Origin of the sequence: Romboutsia sedimentorum (assembly GCF_030131845.1) — a bacterium.
GTDB classification, from domain to species: domain Bacteria; phylum Bacillota; class Clostridia; order Peptostreptococcales; family Peptostreptococcaceae; genus Romboutsia_D; species Romboutsia_D sedimentorum.
This window is the reverse complement of record NZ_JASKYM010000001.1, coordinates 978452-992632: the sequence shown is the minus strand read 5'-3', so window position 1 is coordinate 992632 and position 14181 is coordinate 978452. Positions and strand designations below refer to the sequence as shown.

The window sequence follows — 14181 nt, the reverse complement described above, 5'->3', positions numbered from 1 at the left end:
ACTTTAGATAACCTCTTTTTATAATATTAAGTAAATTTTATTTTTATTATTGCTCATTATTGATAGATATAATTTCTTTAGTATTTATATCTATTAAATTAAAGTCCATATCAAGTTCGTCTTCAGTTTGTTCTAAGTCTATTATTGCAACCGAATGAGTTTTATCCTTAGGGATAGAAGTACTTCCTGGATTTAAAACTACTAAATTTTCATCACAGTATAATTCTTTAACATGAGTATGTCCAAGTATAAGTATATCAGCACCCATATTTTTAGCATTTTTTATAGTATCCTCTTTAGAATCTGTATATCCATGAGTCATAACTATTCTAACCTCACCAAATTGACTCATAACATAAGGGCTTTGTATCGGATGATTTATAACCATTTGGTCTACATCAGCGTCACAGTTTCCTCTAGCTATAAGTATGTTGTTAAGACTATTTAATTTTTCAATAAGACCTTTTGGATTGTAACCTTCAGGGATATCATTTCTTGGTCCGTGATATAATACATCACCACCATGTAAAATAACGTCACACTCTGAAAGCGTATCTAAAGCTTTTTCAAAATATAATAAACTTCCATGAGTATCACTCATTACACCTATTTTCATATAAATTCCTCCTACATATTATAAAAATTTTTCGGAAACTCTACTCCAAAATTCATAGTCTGACATTCTAAGTAAATTCATCCTTATATGAGATACAAATATTTTTATATCACAAATTTGGCTATATCTATGTTCAACACCATCTACAACTATTAATATAGAATTTTCAAATCTATATTCAGGAGCTATAGTTATTATTGATTCACTAGAAAAAATAATGCTTGAAGTAAAACTTCTATAAGCATTTGTATTTATAGGATAAAGTGGAGTAAGCTGCATAAGGTTTATGCTTGGGTCAACAATACTTCCTCCAGCTGCATAATTATAAGCAGTGGAGCCGGTAGGTGTAGATATAATCATACCATCGCCACTGAATTTTTGTATGTGTTTATCATTTACTTTTAAATTAATGTGTATAGTTCTAGATTTATCACCTTTGACAACTACTTCATTGACAGCAAATACATCTAAACAATGTGTATTAGTACAAACGCTAGCACCTATAAGAGGTATGTTTTGTATAATATAATCTTCTTTTAAATAAGCTTCAATAAATGCATCTATGTTATCGGGAGAAATGTCTGGAAAAAAACCAAGGTGTCCTGTATTTATTCCAACCACAGGGACTTCAGGAAAATCAAAATCATGAATAGTCTTTAAAAAAGAACCATCCCCACCTATTGATATAATAAGTTCTGCATCTGGATGAAAATCATAGCTTACTTCAAATCCCACATTTAATAGTTTCTCAGTTAGTAGTTTTTTAGTCTCAAGAGACTTATGAACTTGGTTTGAATTTACAGTTATAATTCTTTTCATATTTGCACCCCTTTATACCTTGTATTATAGCATAATTCAGCAAAATTATTTGCAATTTATTAAACACAAAAATAGTGTATAAACTAAAAAGTATTAGGTATTAAACTATTTTAAAATTAAATGAAGAAAAGTCCTTATCTATTATTAAAAAATAGTATAAAATAGATAATGTTATTATTCAAAAGAAAGTAGGTGCACAGTTGTTTAAAAAAGAAAATCAAAAATATAACCTTATATCATACACTAGTAATGAGGATTCAACATTAAAGCAAATATTGTTAGATAAATTAAATTTTTCAGTAAGATCTTTATCTAAAATGAAAAGAGAAGAAACTGTATTAGTTAATAAAGAATTTAAAAAAACTAGTACTAAAATAAAAATTGGCGATTTGATAGAAGTTAAAATAGAAGAAGATATGGCTAACTTTGAGCCTCAAGATTTAAATTTAGAAGTATTATATGATGATTTTGATATAATAATGGTAAATAAACCTCCATTTATGGTAGTTCATCCAACTAAAAGTCATTACAACAATACAATAGCTAATGGAATAACAGACTATATTATAAAAAAAGATGAGAAAATTAAGGTCAGATTTGTAAATAGATTAGACATGAATACATCAGGTCTTGTAATTATTGCAAAGAATGCTTATGCACATCATATATTATCAAAAGATATGAGTGATGATAAAGTACAAAAGAAATATATAACAGTTGTTAAAGGTATTGTTAAAGATGATAAGGGAACTATAAATCAACCAATATATAGACAAACAGAAGATAGTATAAAAAGAGTAGTAGACGAAAGAGGACAAGCCTCTGTAACGCACTACAAAGTCTTAGAAAGACTAAATGATGCAACTGTATTAGAAATAAAGCTAGAAACAGGCAGAACCCATCAAATAAGAGTTCACATGGAATATATGGGTCATGGTATAATAGGTGATGAACTATATGGGTATGTAGATGAAAATCTTATAAATAGACAAGCACTTCATGCATATAGCTTAGATTTTAATCAGCCTAGAACTAAAGAAAACTTAGAGTTTATAGCTAAGTTGCCTATGGATATAGAGGAATTAATAGAAAAATTAAAGTAAATAATACATTATAAGGAGAAAAAAATGATAATACATAAGTTTATAATACATGTACTAGATAAAAATAGTGACGTTCCAATACTAAATGATTATGAAGGAAAAATAAACCCAGAGGTAGATAAATTTTTTCAAAAGGTAATAAAAAGAGTCACTAAAGATGATGATTTAAGAAAAGGTGTTTTCAAAAATTATAATAATAATACTATAAAAAATTGTTGTGAACAAAGTATATATGATGAAAGTACTTTTTTAGAAAACTCTAAGGAGATAGCATCATATCTATTTGAAATTATGAAAATAAATGGAGAAATAGATTCTTGTGATTTAGCTATTTGTTTATATACTGTTAAAGATGAAAAATATATAGCTATATTAAAGTTAGATTATAAAAAATTATATACTCATTCTATTGAGTTTGTAGATGATAAATTTAATATACAAATGATTTCAAATGAAATAGGAATACCTGAAACGGGTAGACAAAAACAATGTGCAATAGTCGGTATTAGTGGAGTAAATGATGAGTTTCATTTAAGACTTTTAGACAAAGATTGTGAAAAACAAGAAAGTGAGTCTAAATTCATAAAAGAATTTTTAGATGCCCAAAGAATAGATGATGATAAGCATAAAACTAAAGTATTTAAAAATAGTGCAGAAAATTGGATAACAAATGCATTAAGCGAAGATATAAAACAAGCTGAAGATGTTAGAAGCATATTAAATTATACTTTAAAAGAAAAAGAAGCAATAGACATACATGAATTTGTTGAAAGTTCTATGAATGATAAAGACTTAAAGGATAGTTTTAAAGAGCATATGGAAGATAAAGGATTAGAAGAAGGATTTAGTATAGATAAAAAATGGGTAGAGAAAAAACTTAAAAAAAGAAGCATAAAAACAGATAACGGATTTGATATAAAAGGTGATTTAGAGAATTTTGAAGATGCTATGAAATATAGTGTAAAACAAAACCCTGATGGTAGTATAGATATAACTATTAAAAATGTTAGATTTTATGAAGAAAAATAAGTTATACAAGCACTATAATTAACAAATAGTCATATATATATATTAGACTTTCAACTGTGACATAAATAAGTTAGTAAAATAATGTCAGGAGGCGGTTTAATATATATGGAACAATTAAAAGGACTTTTTAGGGGGTTTGATTGTATAGATGATAACCCAATTATGTTATTTTTAATAATAGGAGCAGTAGTTTTATTATTTATGAATAGTAATGGTGGATTAGAATGTTTCTTTGATCAAAATAATTCATTGATTTGGATAATACTTGTAGTATTTTTATTATTTATGTTCAACAATAATAATGATTGTTGTGATGATGATGACTTTTGCTGTTAAATAAAAAAAGCCGAGCAAACTAATGCTCGGTATTTTTATTTGATTTCTTCTATATATTTGAAGATATCTCCAATTGTTTTAAAGTTTTCAGCTTCTTCATCTGGTATTTCTATACCGAACTCATCTTCAAGAGCCATAATAACTTCAACCGCATCTAAAGAATCTGCTTCTAAATCATCTATTAAAGATGTATTCATAGTAATTTTATCTAGTTTATCTATCCCTAATTGATCTGCTATTATTGATTGTATTTTTTTAAACATAATTTTACCCTCCTAAACCGTTTTCTAAATTTAATAGTAGTTTAATATAATATCGAAAATATTTCAATATTAATATTAAGAAAAAGTAATAAAGTTTGAAAAAAAGAATATAAATTACTATATAAGTTTAAACATAGGAGGAAATGTTATGAAATATGTAGGTTTACTAATATCATCTGTAGCTGTATTTCTAATAATAATAGGGAATTTTTACTATAATTCGGTAACGTTAGATATGCAAAAGATTAAAGATTATGTGGTTGAAAGTAATATTATATTAGAGGATGTAGTAGAAAAACAAGACCAAGTTGCTAAAAATAAAGACGAGTATGTATCAAGATTAGTGACATTGAAAAAAGGAATAAATAATTCAAAAACAACATTTTTAATAAGTGGTTACAAAGAGTATAAAATAAAATCAATAGATGGTTTGATGGATAGTATATTGGCAGAAAATGATAAAGCTGTTTATTTAGAAAAAGTAAGTAAATATAATGAATTGTGTGATGATGAGATAGATAAATTAATAATTAACCAAAAATTTATATAGGTAACTTATTTATTTATAAACATATATATATTTAATAAAAGGCATTTTAAACTTAAGGGGGTAAGGTCATGGCAAAATTAGAAGATACATTATCCCGTTTTTTAGGAGGTAATGATGGCCTTTTTAGCAATGGGATGCTGATAATAATAGTATTAGTATTTCTTGTGCTATGTACAGACATACTAGATAATTTTTTAGAAAATGACAGTGCCTGGATATGGATTATATTAGTTATACTTTTATTATTTAATTTTGATGATAGTTGCTGCTAATAAATCTTTTGAAGAAACCTAACTAGGTTTCTTTTTTTTGTCTAAAACTAATTTAACTCTTATTAAAAAATAGATGATAAAAAGATGAACTATAAATCAATAATATGTAACAATATTACATATTACTACATATTATTTATTAGGTAGATGATACAAGTGTATACCTATAAATATAGAAGGGGGCATAAAAATGTCAAATGAACAAGGTTTATCTCGTTTATTCGGAGGATGCTTTGGAGAAGGTCTGCTTGGTGGAGGTGGACTAATAATAATATTAATAATAGGAGCCATTCTTTTATTAGGAGAAGATTTACTTGAGTGGATATTCTGTGATGATATGTCACTAATATGGATAGTATTATTAATTTTACTTTTAACTAATTTTGATTTTGACGGTGGATGTGGATGTGGTTGTTGTTAATAATTTAAAAGAAGCTCAGTTTTGAGCTTCTTTTAAACTAATAAAAAATGTTACAAAAAACAAAAAATAAAAATAAAAAAAAATAATAAAAATAATAACACTTTTTATTATTTTACATATTATGTTAAGGAGAGAGCATAAGAAGCTCTGAAAATACATCTAAGGACCGTCGTAAACAAATTATATTTAGGAGGGGATTTGTTTGAGTAGCAAATTAACTAGAATGTTTGATTGTTTTGGTGGAGGTGGATGGTGGATAATAGTATTATTCTTCTTATTCCTAGTTTTCCAAGAATGTTGGAGTGAAATATGTATAACTGATTGGATTCCATTCTTAATATTATTATTAATTGTATGTTCATGTGGACAACAAGGGGATGGAGATTGTGGATGCTTAGATAATAATTTTGACTGCGGATGTTAATTCATTAGGCTAAGCGATATAAAAAAGGTGCGCACTGCACCTTTTTTAAATTTAAAATTAATAAGTTTTCTAAAAAATACTAAAAATTAATATCACAAATGGAGCTAATTGCATACTATAGGTTAAGAGCGAAAGCTCAAAATTAAATATCAACAGGAGGTAGCAAAATGAGTAAAATGTTAGATAGATTCTTTGGTGGATGTGGCTGTGATGAAGGATTTGGAGGAGTTTGGTGGATAATAATATTATTCTTCTTATTCGTAGCATTTGGAGAAGGCTGGTGCGATATAGATATAATGTCATGGATACCTTTCCTAATTGTGTTATTGATACTTTGCAGCTGTGAATCTTGTTTTAATTAACAAATTTTAAATTATATAATTGTTAAAGCTAGAAAATATCTTAATGGGTAAAAATTATTTAAAGGGAGGACTTTATTATGTTAGATAGATTCTTTGGAAATTGCGAAGGTTTTGGAGGAACTTGGTGGATAATAATACTATTTTTCTTATTCTTAGCATTCGGAGAGTGCTGGAGTGAAGTGTGTATAACAGATTGGATTCCATTCTTAATATTGTTATTAATAGTATGTTCTTGTGGAGAAATAGGAGACGATGATTGTTGTTGCTAAGAAACAATCTACAAGAAACGTCGGTGTGATAATACCGACGTTTTTTTTATTGCTTGCAAAAATAAATTATATAGATTTTATATGAACAGATTTATTTTTTATTGAAGCTATCCAGTAAAATGTTTTAGAAATTTTCCTTATAGCAGATGTAAAAAATAGTGAATAAATTAAATACATAATGAGACTCTTTTTCTAATTGTTTTGATAATTAATATCAATAAAGCTTTATCATAATAAAATAAAGAAGTCTATATTTATTTTTTATATAGAATTAGTCTAGAAAATAAAATTAATTTAGTATATTATATTGAATAAAAATATAAAATAAGTACATAACTTAAAATAAGAAAGATTTACATAATATTTGAGTTATATGTTTATATAATCAGAAAAATATGATAAAATAGAATTTTAATGAACAGGAAAACAGGAAAACAAATTTAAAATAAATAAAAGAGAAGGCAAGGAGGGATTTGACATGAGAAATAACATAACTATAAAAGATGTAGCAAAGCAAGCTGGAGTTTCTATATCTACTGTATCTAGAGTTATAAATGATTCAAAACCAGTAACGGACGAAGTAAAACAAAGAGTTTTAGATGTTATAAAAGAAACGGGATATATTCCAAATCCGCTTGCAAGAAGTTTAGTAACAAAAAAGAGTAAGCTTATAGGAGTAGTAGTACCAGAATTATCAGATTCTTTTGTAAATGAAATATTAAACGGAATTGAAGAAATAGCAAAAATGTATGATTATGATATTTTATTAGCTAATACTTATTCTAATAGAGAACAAGAATTAAAAAGTATAAACTTACTAAGAGCTAAGCAAGTAGAAGGTATAGTAATGATTTCTTGGAAAGTAGAAGAAGAGCATATAAACTATATTCAAAACTGTGGAATACCAGCAACTTATATAAGTAAAACAGCTAGAAACTATGACATACACACAGTAAGTACAAGTAATAAAGAAGCTACTTATGATATGACTAAGTATCTTGTAGGCAAAGGACATGAAAAGATAGCATTTATAATGACAAGTGAAGATGATACTGTTCTAGAGATGGAAAGATTATCAGGATACGAAGATGCTTTAAGTGAAAATAATATAAAACTAGACAAAACCTTAATCAAAAACGGTGGAACTACTTATGAAAAAGGTTATGAAAGTATGAAAGAATTGTTAGATGACAACATAATACCAGATGCAGCATTTGTAACTGGTGATGAAGCTGCAATAGGAGCTATAAATGCAATTTGTGATGCTGGATATAAAGTTCCAGAAGATATATCTGTAGCAGGATTTAATGATGTTAAGATAGCTAAAATGTATAGACCTAAATTAACAACAGTATACCAACCGCTATATGATATGGGAGCAGTTGCCATGAGGATGGTAATAAAAATGATAAATAAAGAAATATTAGAAGAGAAAAAAATAGAATTACCATATAGAATAGTTGAAAGAGAAAGTGTTATAGATAGAATATAATATATTAAAATAATAAAGGTTGAACTATTAATAGTTCAACCTTTATTATTTACTTTAGATTTAAATCTATAATAGCATTGCTCCTATTGTACCAAATATTAATAATGGTATATTGTAGTGAAGGAAAGTAGGAACACAAGTGTCCCAAATATGGTCATGTTGCTTATCTGCATTAAGACCAGATGTAGGTCCTAGTGTACTATCTGAAGCTGGAGAACCAGCATCTCCTAGGGCACCTGCAACACCTATTAATAAAATTATAGCAGGAACACTAAATCCTAATTGAAGTCCTAGAGGACAATATATTGCAGCTATTATAGGTAATGTTCCGAAAGAACTTCCTATACCCATAGTAACTAATAGTCCAACTAAAAGCATAAGTAAAGCACCAACTAATTTACTATCACCAACCACTGAAGATACAGATATAACTAGAGATTCTACAGCACCTGTTTCTCTTAAAACGCTACCGTATCCAGCAGCTACGAGCATGATAAATGCTATAAGACCCATCATCTTTACACCACCATCTACTAAATCATCTATATCACTAAATTTAATAGCTCTAGTTACAAGCATTACTATAATAGCACATAGACCACCAAGTGGTAGAGAACCTGTAAGTATTTGAACTACAAATGCAGATGCAGCACCAACAAGTGCACACCAATGTTTTGTAGTCATTTTTTCATCAACAGTGACAGAAGTAGATCCATTTGAAATATCATTTTCAGATGAGTCTAAACCTTCTATAGCTAAATCCTTGTATTCTCTTGGACCTCTGTAACTTATAAATACTGCAACTAATAATCCTAAAAACATACCTACAGCTGGAATCCACATTACGCCTGTAACCATTTTAGTGGTTGTATCTATTCCATTGGCTATCATTTGATCTCTAATTAAATTTTGGAATATAAGACCAAATCCAACAGGAATAGCAATATAAGGAGTCTTTAATCCGAAGGTTAAAGCACAAGCAACAGCTCTCCTATTTATTTTTAATTTATTCATAAGTCCTAACAAAGATGGTATTAATATTGGAATGAAAGCTATATGTACTGGGATAAGATTTTGTGAAAAACATGAGATGAATGCTATTAATAAGATTAGAGCAAGCTTTTTCCCTTTAACTAGTTTAGCGATTTTTCTTGCAAGTATTGAAGCAAGACCTGTTTTACTAACTGCTATTGCTAAAGTACCAAGTAAGATATAACTCAAGGCAGTTTCTGCGTTGCCCCCCATGCCTCCTACTAAGACAGACATAGTATCAGCTATTGACATACTAGAGCAAAGCCCTGCAACTATTGCTGATACAAGTATCGATAGTAATACGTTAAACTTAAGTAAACATAGTACTATCATTACAACAATAGAAATTACAACTGGATTGAATATTGCCATTTTAAATCCCCCTTTTATTTTTTTTAGTTAAAATTGTTTGAAATTTATGATTTGTTATAATTGTACGATAATATTTCCAACAAATAAACAATTTTTTTTACACAGATAAAAAAACAATTTTTTAACAAAAAAACGTTTTTCAAGGAGGAATTACAATTTATTTGTAGAAAAGTAAATAAATATGGACAACTATAGTTTACTCATAACATAAAAAACTAACTAAAAAGGAGTTCAGAATATGAAAAAAGTATTAATCAATAGTCAAGACTTAACTATCGAAGATGTAGTTAATATAAGTAGAAATAATTATGAGGTAGTTTTAGGTGAAACTGCTATAGAAAAAGTAAAAAGAGCCAGAAGTATAGTAGATGAAGTAGTAGATGATGAAAAAGTATCTTATGGTATAACTACTGGATTTGGTAGATTTTCAGATGTATCTATATCTAAAGAAGAATGTAGACAACTACAAAGAAATCTAATAATCAGTCACTCTTGTGGAGTAGGGAACCCATTAAGTGAAGATGTAGTAAGAGCAATAATGGTATTAAGAGTAAACAACTTATCTAAAGGACATTCAGGGATAAGAATGGAAACATTAAATACTATTATAGAAATGATAAACAAAGGAGTACATCCTATAATACCAGAAAAAGGCTCATTAGGAGCATCAGGAGACTTAGCTCCATTGTCACATATGGTATTAACTATGTTAGGTGAAGGTGAAGCTATATACCAAGGTGAAAAAATGGACTCTAAAGATGCTATGGAAAAAGCAGGAATAGAAGTATTAGAATATCTATCAGAAAAAGAAGGATTAGCATTAATAAACGGAACTCAAGTAATGACAGCTGTAGGTCTTTTAACAGCTTACGATGCTCAAAGCTTATTAAAAACAGCTGATATAGCATGTGGTCTTACTATGGAAGCTTTAAATGGCATAACTTGTGCTATGGATGAGAGAGTACATGCAGTTAGAGCTCACAAAGGTCAAATGAATACTGCTAAAAACATCTTAGACTTAGTAGATGGAAGTGAAATGACAAGTAAACAAGGTGAAATAAGAGTACAAGATGCATATTCATTAAGATGTACACCACAGATACATGGGGCTAGTAAAGACGCTATAGAATATGTAATAAGTAAAATAAATATAGAAATTAACTCAGTTACAGACAACCCAATCATATTCCCAGACCAAAAAGACATAATTTCAGGAGGGAACTTCCACGGACAACCAATGGCATTAAGCTTTGATTTCTTAGGAATAGCACTATCAGAGCTTGCAAATGTATCAGAAAGAAGATTAGAAAAATTAGTTAACCCAGCAATAAATCATGGATTACCAGCATTCTTAGCACAAAATGGTGGTGTAAACTCAGGATTTATGATAGTTCAATATAGTGCAGCATCATTAGTATCAGAAAATAAAATTTTAGCACATCCAGCAAGTGTAGACTCAATACCATCATCAGCAAATCAGGAAGATCATGTTTCTATGGGTACAATTGCAGCTAGAAAATCAAGAGAGATATTAGAAAACGTAAGAAAAGTAATATCTATGGAAATATTAGGAGCAGCTCAAGCTATAGACTTAAGAGGTAAGAAACAATTAGGTAGAGGAACTGAAGCAGCTTACAATGTTGTTAGAGAGCATACGTCTTTCATAGATGTAGATAGAGTTATGTATAAAGAAATAAATATAGTTGAAGATGTAGTAAAGCAAAACTTATTAGTTGAAGCTGTAGAAAAAGCTATGGGAAAAGAATTATTAACTAACGAAGAAGCGGTATTAGCAGAAGCTTAATATAAAATTTAATCAAAATTATGGAGGGAATAGTTATGAACAGTATGGTTAAAGAATTAAATTTTTTAAATAAAGATATATCAGAGTCTATGACTATAAAAATAACAGAAATACCATATCAAATACCTGCATTTAAAGAAGGTATAAGAAGAGCTCCAAAAAGAGAATCAAAATTATCTGCATCAGATATAAAATTAGCATTAAAAAATGCATTAAGATATATACCAGAAGAATATCATGAACAATTAGCACCTGAATTTTTAGAAGAACTTAAAACTACAGGTAGAATATATGGTTACAGATTTAGACCAGATACAATGATAAAAGGAAAACCAATAACTGAGTATGAAGGAAGATGTATGGAAGGCAAAGCTTTCCAAGAGATGATAGACAACAATCTTGATTTTGACATAGCTTTGTATCCTTATGAACTTGTTACTTATGGAGAAACAGGACAGGTATTTCAAAACTGGATGCAATATGTTCTAACAATGGAGTACTTAAAAGTATTAACACATGATCAAACGCTAGTACTTCAATCAGGGCATCCATTAGGATTATTTAAATCTAAGCCAGATGCTCCAAGAGTAATAGTTACTAATGGTTTAATGGTAGGTATGTTTGATAATCAAGAAGATTATAAGAGAGCAGCAGCTATAGGTGTAACTAACTACGGACAAATGACAGCAGGTGGTTGGATGTACATAGGTCCTCAAGGAATAGTTCATGGAACTTATTCTACACTTTTAAATGCAGGAAGATTAGTGCTTGGGGTAGACCAACATTCAGACTTAGCAGGAAAGTTATTTGTAACTTCGGGATTAGGTGGAATGAGTGGTGCTCAGGGTAAAGCAGTTGAAATAGCAGGTGGAGTAGGGATAATTGCAGAAGTTGATTATTCAAGAATAGAAACTAGACATACTCAAGGATGGGTAAGTAAGGTTGCAAGAAGTTGTAAAGAAGCTTTTGAAATAGCTAAGAAGTATATGGATGATAAAGAGCCTTGTGCAATTGCATATCATGGTAACATAGTAGATTTATTAGAATATGCAGTAGAGAATAATATACATATAGATTTACTTTCAGACCAAACATCTTGTCATGCAGCTTATGATGGAGGATATTGCCCACAAGGAATAACATTTGAAGAAAGAACTAGATTACTAGGTGAAGATAAAGAGAAGTTTATGCAATTAGTAGACCAAACTTTAATCAGACACTTTGAAGTAATAAAAGAACTTCATAGCAGAGGAGTTTACTTCTTTGACTACGGTAATAGTTTCATGAAAGCTATGTATGATGCGGGATGTAAAGAAATATCTAAAAATGGAGTAGATGAAAAGGATGGATTTATATTCCCATCTTACGTTGAAGATATATTAGGACCACAATTATTTGACTATGGTTATGGACCATTTAGATGGGTATGTTTATCTGGTAAAGAAGAAGATTTAGAAAAAACAGATAAAGCTGCTATGGATATAATAGATCCAAATAGAAGATATCAAGATCGAGATAACTGGGCGTGGATAAGAGATGCAAAGAAAAATGCACTAGTAGTTGGAACTCAGGCTAGAATTCTTTATCAAGATGCTATGGGAAGAACAAACATAGCACTTAAGTTTAATGACATGGTAAGGAAAGGTGAAATAGGACCTGTAATGTTAGGTAGAGACCACCATGATGTATCTGGAACAGATTCTCCATTCAGAGAAACTTCTAATATAAAAGATGGAAGTAACATAATGGCTGATATGGCTACTCATTGTTTCGCAGGTAACTGTGCAAGAGGAATGAGTTTAGTTGCACTTCACAATGGTGGAGGTGTTGGTATAGGTAAATCTATAAATGGTGGATTTGGTATGGTACTTGATGGATCTCAAAGAGTTGATGATATATTAAGAACTTCTATGCCATGGGATGTTATGAATGGAGTTGCTAGACGTGCATGGGCTAGAAATGAAAACTCTATAACTACAGTAATGGAATACAACAAATGCTGTGAAGGTAAAGATCATATAACACTTCCATATATAGTAGATGAAGATTTAATAAATGAAGTAATAGAAAACGGAAATATGTAATTTGAACAACAATATATTTTAGGAGGACGTAAGGATGGCAATAGTTCAATGTGTACCAAACTTTAGTGAAGGTAGAGATTTAGAAAAAATAGAAAAAATAGTTACTCCATTAAGAGGTAAACAAGGAGTGAAATTGTTAAACTATGAGGCTGATGAAAATTATAATAGAGTTGTAGTTACAGTAATAGGAGACCCACAAAAAGTAAAAGATGCAGTACTAGAAGCAATAGGAATCGCAAAAGATGTTATAGATTTGAATACTCATAAGGGACAACATTCTAGATTTGGAGCTACTGATGTATGCCCATTCATACCTATAAAAGATATGACTATGCAAGATGCTATAAATTTAGCAAAAGAGTTAGGAGAAGAAGTATCACAAAAATATGAAATACCAGTATTTTTATATGAAGAAGCTGCGACTAGACCTGAGCGAAAAAATTTAGCTACAGTTAGAAAAGGTGAGTATGAAGGATTGGATAAAAAGTTTGAAGATGAAAATTGGGCACCTGATTTTGGAAAAGCTAAAAAACATCCAAATGCAGGGGCTATAGCAATAGGAGCTAGAAGCCCTCTTATAGCTTATAATATAAATCTTGATACAGAAAATTTAGATGTAGCAAGTAAGATTGCAAAAACTATAAGATTTTCAAGTGGTGGATATAGATATATAAAAGCCGGTCCAGTAGAAATACCTGAGAGAAAAATAACTCAAGTAACTATGAACTTAACAGATTATACTAAAACAAGTATGTATAGAGCGTTTGAAACTGTAAAAATGGAAGCTAAACGATATGGAGTAAATGTTACAGGAAGTGAAGTTGTGGGGTTATGTCCAATGGAGGCATTGATAGACGTAGCAGGATACTATTTAGGATTAGAGAATTTTAGCTTAGACAAAGTACTAGAAACTAGTTTAATGGAGTAGATAAT

General features: G+C 29.4%; 17 protein-coding genes. 13 read left to right on the top strand and 4 right to left on the bottom strand.

From position 1 onward, the window contains the following. Nucleotides 1–46: 46 nt before the first annotated feature. Together yfcE and QOZ84_RS05030 are read right to left on the bottom strand one after the other, a co-directional pair. Complete coding sequence (gene yfcE, locus QOZ84_RS05035; RefSeq protein WP_284131852.1) at nucleotides 47–616, bottom strand: phosphodiesterase; 570 nt, start codon at nucleotides 614–616, stop codon at nucleotides 47–49. Between the two features lie 18 nt (nucleotides 617–634). Then, nucleotides 635–1435: an NAD(+)/NADH kinase gene (locus tag QOZ84_RS05030; protein WP_284131851.1), complete on the bottom strand. Its 801-nt coding sequence runs from the start codon at nucleotides 1433–1435 to the stop codon at nucleotides 635–637. Nucleotides 1436–1635: 200 nt separating this feature from the next. Between QOZ84_RS05030 and QOZ84_RS05025 the strand changes: the two genes are divergently transcribed. The 3 genes from QOZ84_RS05025 to QOZ84_RS05015 all read left to right on the top strand — a co-directional run bounded on the left by QOZ84_RS05025 (nucleotide 1636) and on the right by QOZ84_RS05015 (nucleotide 3903). Beyond that, nucleotides 1636–2538, top strand: coding sequence for an RluA family pseudouridine synthase (locus QOZ84_RS05025; protein ID WP_284131850.1), 903 nt, complete (start codon nucleotides 1636–1638; stop codon nucleotides 2536–2538). Nucleotides 2539–2562: 24 nt separating this feature from the next. Next, the gene (locus tag QOZ84_RS05020) at nucleotides 2563–3567 is read left to right on the top strand and encodes a nucleoid-associated protein (RefSeq protein ID WP_284131849.1); all 1005 of its coding nucleotides are present in this window, start codon (nucleotides 2563–2565) and stop codon (nucleotides 3565–3567) included. Nucleotides 3568–3672: 105 nt separating this feature from the next. After that, on the top strand, nucleotides 3673–3903 hold the full coding sequence (locus QOZ84_RS05015) for a hypothetical protein (protein WP_284131848.1): 231 nt from the start codon (nucleotides 3673–3675) through the stop codon (nucleotides 3901–3903). A gap of 35 nt (nucleotides 3904–3938) precedes the next feature. Here QOZ84_RS05015 and acpP read toward each other — a convergent pair whose 3' ends face one another. Continuing rightward, nucleotides 3939–4166, bottom strand: coding sequence for an acyl carrier protein (acpP, locus tag QOZ84_RS05010; RefSeq protein ID WP_284131847.1), 228 nt, complete (start codon nucleotides 4164–4166; stop codon nucleotides 3939–3941). Between the two features lie 148 nt (nucleotides 4167–4314). Here acpP and QOZ84_RS05005 point away from each other — a divergent pair, with 148 nt between their 5' ends. The 7 genes from QOZ84_RS05005 (at nucleotide 4315) to QOZ84_RS04975 (ending at nucleotide 7956) form a co-directional block, all read left to right on the top strand. Then, nucleotides 4315–4716, top strand: a complete 402-nt coding sequence (locus QOZ84_RS05005) for a hypothetical protein (RefSeq protein ID WP_284131846.1) — start codon at nucleotides 4315–4317, stop codon at nucleotides 4714–4716. 68 nt (nucleotides 4717–4784) lie between these two features. After that, the gene (locus QOZ84_RS05000) at nucleotides 4785–4988 is read left to right on the top strand and encodes a hypothetical protein (RefSeq protein WP_284131845.1); all 204 of its coding nucleotides are present in this window, start codon (nucleotides 4785–4787) and stop codon (nucleotides 4986–4988) included. 190 nt (nucleotides 4989–5178) lie between these two features. Beyond that, a complete protein-coding gene (locus QOZ84_RS04995) occupies nucleotides 5179–5409 on the top strand; it encodes a hypothetical protein (protein WP_284131844.1) in 231 nt (76 codons plus the stop codon). Between the two features lie 223 nt (nucleotides 5410–5632). Then, nucleotides 5633–5833, top strand: a complete 201-nt coding sequence (locus tag QOZ84_RS04990; RefSeq protein WP_284131895.1) for a hypothetical protein — start codon at nucleotides 5633–5635, stop codon at nucleotides 5831–5833. A 176-nt stretch (nucleotides 5834–6009) separates the two neighbouring features. Beyond that, the gene (locus QOZ84_RS04985; protein ID WP_284131894.1) at nucleotides 6010–6195 is read left to right on the top strand and encodes a hypothetical protein; all 186 of its coding nucleotides are present in this window, start codon (nucleotides 6010–6012) and stop codon (nucleotides 6193–6195) included. A gap of 77 nt (nucleotides 6196–6272) precedes the next feature. Beyond that, complete coding sequence (locus QOZ84_RS04980; protein ID WP_284131843.1) at nucleotides 6273–6464, top strand: hypothetical protein; 192 nt, start codon at nucleotides 6273–6275, stop codon at nucleotides 6462–6464. 478 nt (nucleotides 6465–6942) lie between these two features. Next, the gene (locus QOZ84_RS04975; RefSeq protein ID WP_284131842.1) at nucleotides 6943–7956 is read left to right on the top strand and encodes a LacI family DNA-binding transcriptional regulator; all 1014 of its coding nucleotides are present in this window, start codon (nucleotides 6943–6945) and stop codon (nucleotides 7954–7956) included. A 66-nt stretch (nucleotides 7957–8022) separates the two neighbouring features. Here QOZ84_RS04975 and QOZ84_RS04970 read toward each other — a convergent pair whose 3' ends face one another. Continuing rightward, entirely contained in the window at nucleotides 8023–9360 is a 1338-nt protein-coding gene (locus tag QOZ84_RS04970) for a Na+/H+ antiporter family protein (RefSeq protein WP_284131841.1), read from the bottom strand. Nucleotides 9361–9598: 238 nt separating this feature from the next. Here QOZ84_RS04970 and hutH point away from each other — a divergent pair, with 238 nt between their 5' ends. Genes hutH through ftcD form a run of 3 tightly spaced genes read left to right on the top strand, consistent with a single transcriptional unit; the run spans nucleotide 9599 to nucleotide 14176 of the window. After that, entirely contained in the window at nucleotides 9599–11164 is a 1566-nt protein-coding gene (gene hutH / locus QOZ84_RS04965; protein WP_284131840.1) for a histidine ammonia-lyase, read from the top strand. 44 nt (nucleotides 11165–11208) lie between these two features. After that, nucleotides 11209–13248, top strand: a complete 2040-nt coding sequence (locus QOZ84_RS04960; RefSeq protein WP_284131893.1) for a urocanate hydratase — start codon at nucleotides 11209–11211, stop codon at nucleotides 13246–13248. Nucleotides 13249–13282: 34 nt separating this feature from the next. After that, the gene (gene ftcD, locus QOZ84_RS04955) at nucleotides 13283–14176 is read left to right on the top strand and encodes a glutamate formimidoyltransferase (protein WP_284131839.1); all 894 of its coding nucleotides are present in this window, start codon (nucleotides 13283–13285) and stop codon (nucleotides 14174–14176) included. Nucleotides 14177–14181 lie beyond the last annotated feature (5 nt).

Coding starts and splice junctions, on each gene's coding strand:
- QOZ84_RS05005 (WP_284131846.1), top strand. CDS start 4,315: ATGAAATATGTAGGTTTACTAATATCATCTGTAGCTGTATTTCTAATA.
- QOZ84_RS04970 (WP_284131841.1), bottom strand. CDS start 9,360: ATGGCAATATTCAATCCAGTTGTAATTTCTATTGTTGTAATGATAGTA.
- acpP (WP_284131847.1), bottom strand. CDS start 4,166: ATGTTTAAAAAAATACAATCAATAATAGCAGATCAATTAGGGATAGAT.
- QOZ84_RS04975 (WP_284131842.1), top strand. CDS start 6,943: ATGAGAAATAACATAACTATAAAAGATGTAGCAAAGCAAGCTGGAGTT.
- QOZ84_RS04990 (WP_284131895.1), top strand. CDS start 5,633: ATGTTTGATTGTTTTGGTGGAGGTGGATGGTGGATAATAGTATTATTC.
- QOZ84_RS04995 (WP_284131844.1), top strand. CDS start 5,179: ATGTCAAATGAACAAGGTTTATCTCGTTTATTCGGAGGATGCTTTGGA.
- QOZ84_RS04960 (WP_284131893.1), top strand. CDS start 11,209: ATGGTTAAAGAATTAAATTTTTTAAATAAAGATATATCAGAGTCTATG.
- hutH (WP_284131840.1), top strand. CDS start 9,599: ATGAAAAAAGTATTAATCAATAGTCAAGACTTAACTATCGAAGATGTA.
- QOZ84_RS05015 (WP_284131848.1), top strand. CDS start 3,673: ATGGAACAATTAAAAGGACTTTTTAGGGGGTTTGATTGTATAGATGAT.
- yfcE (WP_284131852.1), bottom strand. CDS start 616: ATGAAAATAGGTGTAATGAGTGATACTCATGGAAGTTTATTATATTTT.
- QOZ84_RS05000 (WP_284131845.1), top strand. CDS start 4,785: ATGGCAAAATTAGAAGATACATTATCCCGTTTTTTAGGAGGTAATGAT.
- QOZ84_RS05020 (WP_284131849.1), top strand. CDS start 2,563: ATGATAATACATAAGTTTATAATACATGTACTAGATAAAAATAGTGAC.
- QOZ84_RS04980 (WP_284131843.1), top strand. CDS start 6,273: ATGTTAGATAGATTCTTTGGAAATTGCGAAGGTTTTGGAGGAACTTGG.
- QOZ84_RS04985 (WP_284131894.1), top strand. CDS start 6,010: ATGTTAGATAGATTCTTTGGTGGATGTGGCTGTGATGAAGGATTTGGA.
- QOZ84_RS05030 (WP_284131851.1), bottom strand. CDS start 1,435: ATGAAAAGAATTATAACTGTAAATTCAAACCAAGTTCATAAGTCTCTT.
- ftcD (WP_284131839.1), top strand. CDS start 13,283: ATGGCAATAGTTCAATGTGTACCAAACTTTAGTGAAGGTAGAGATTTA.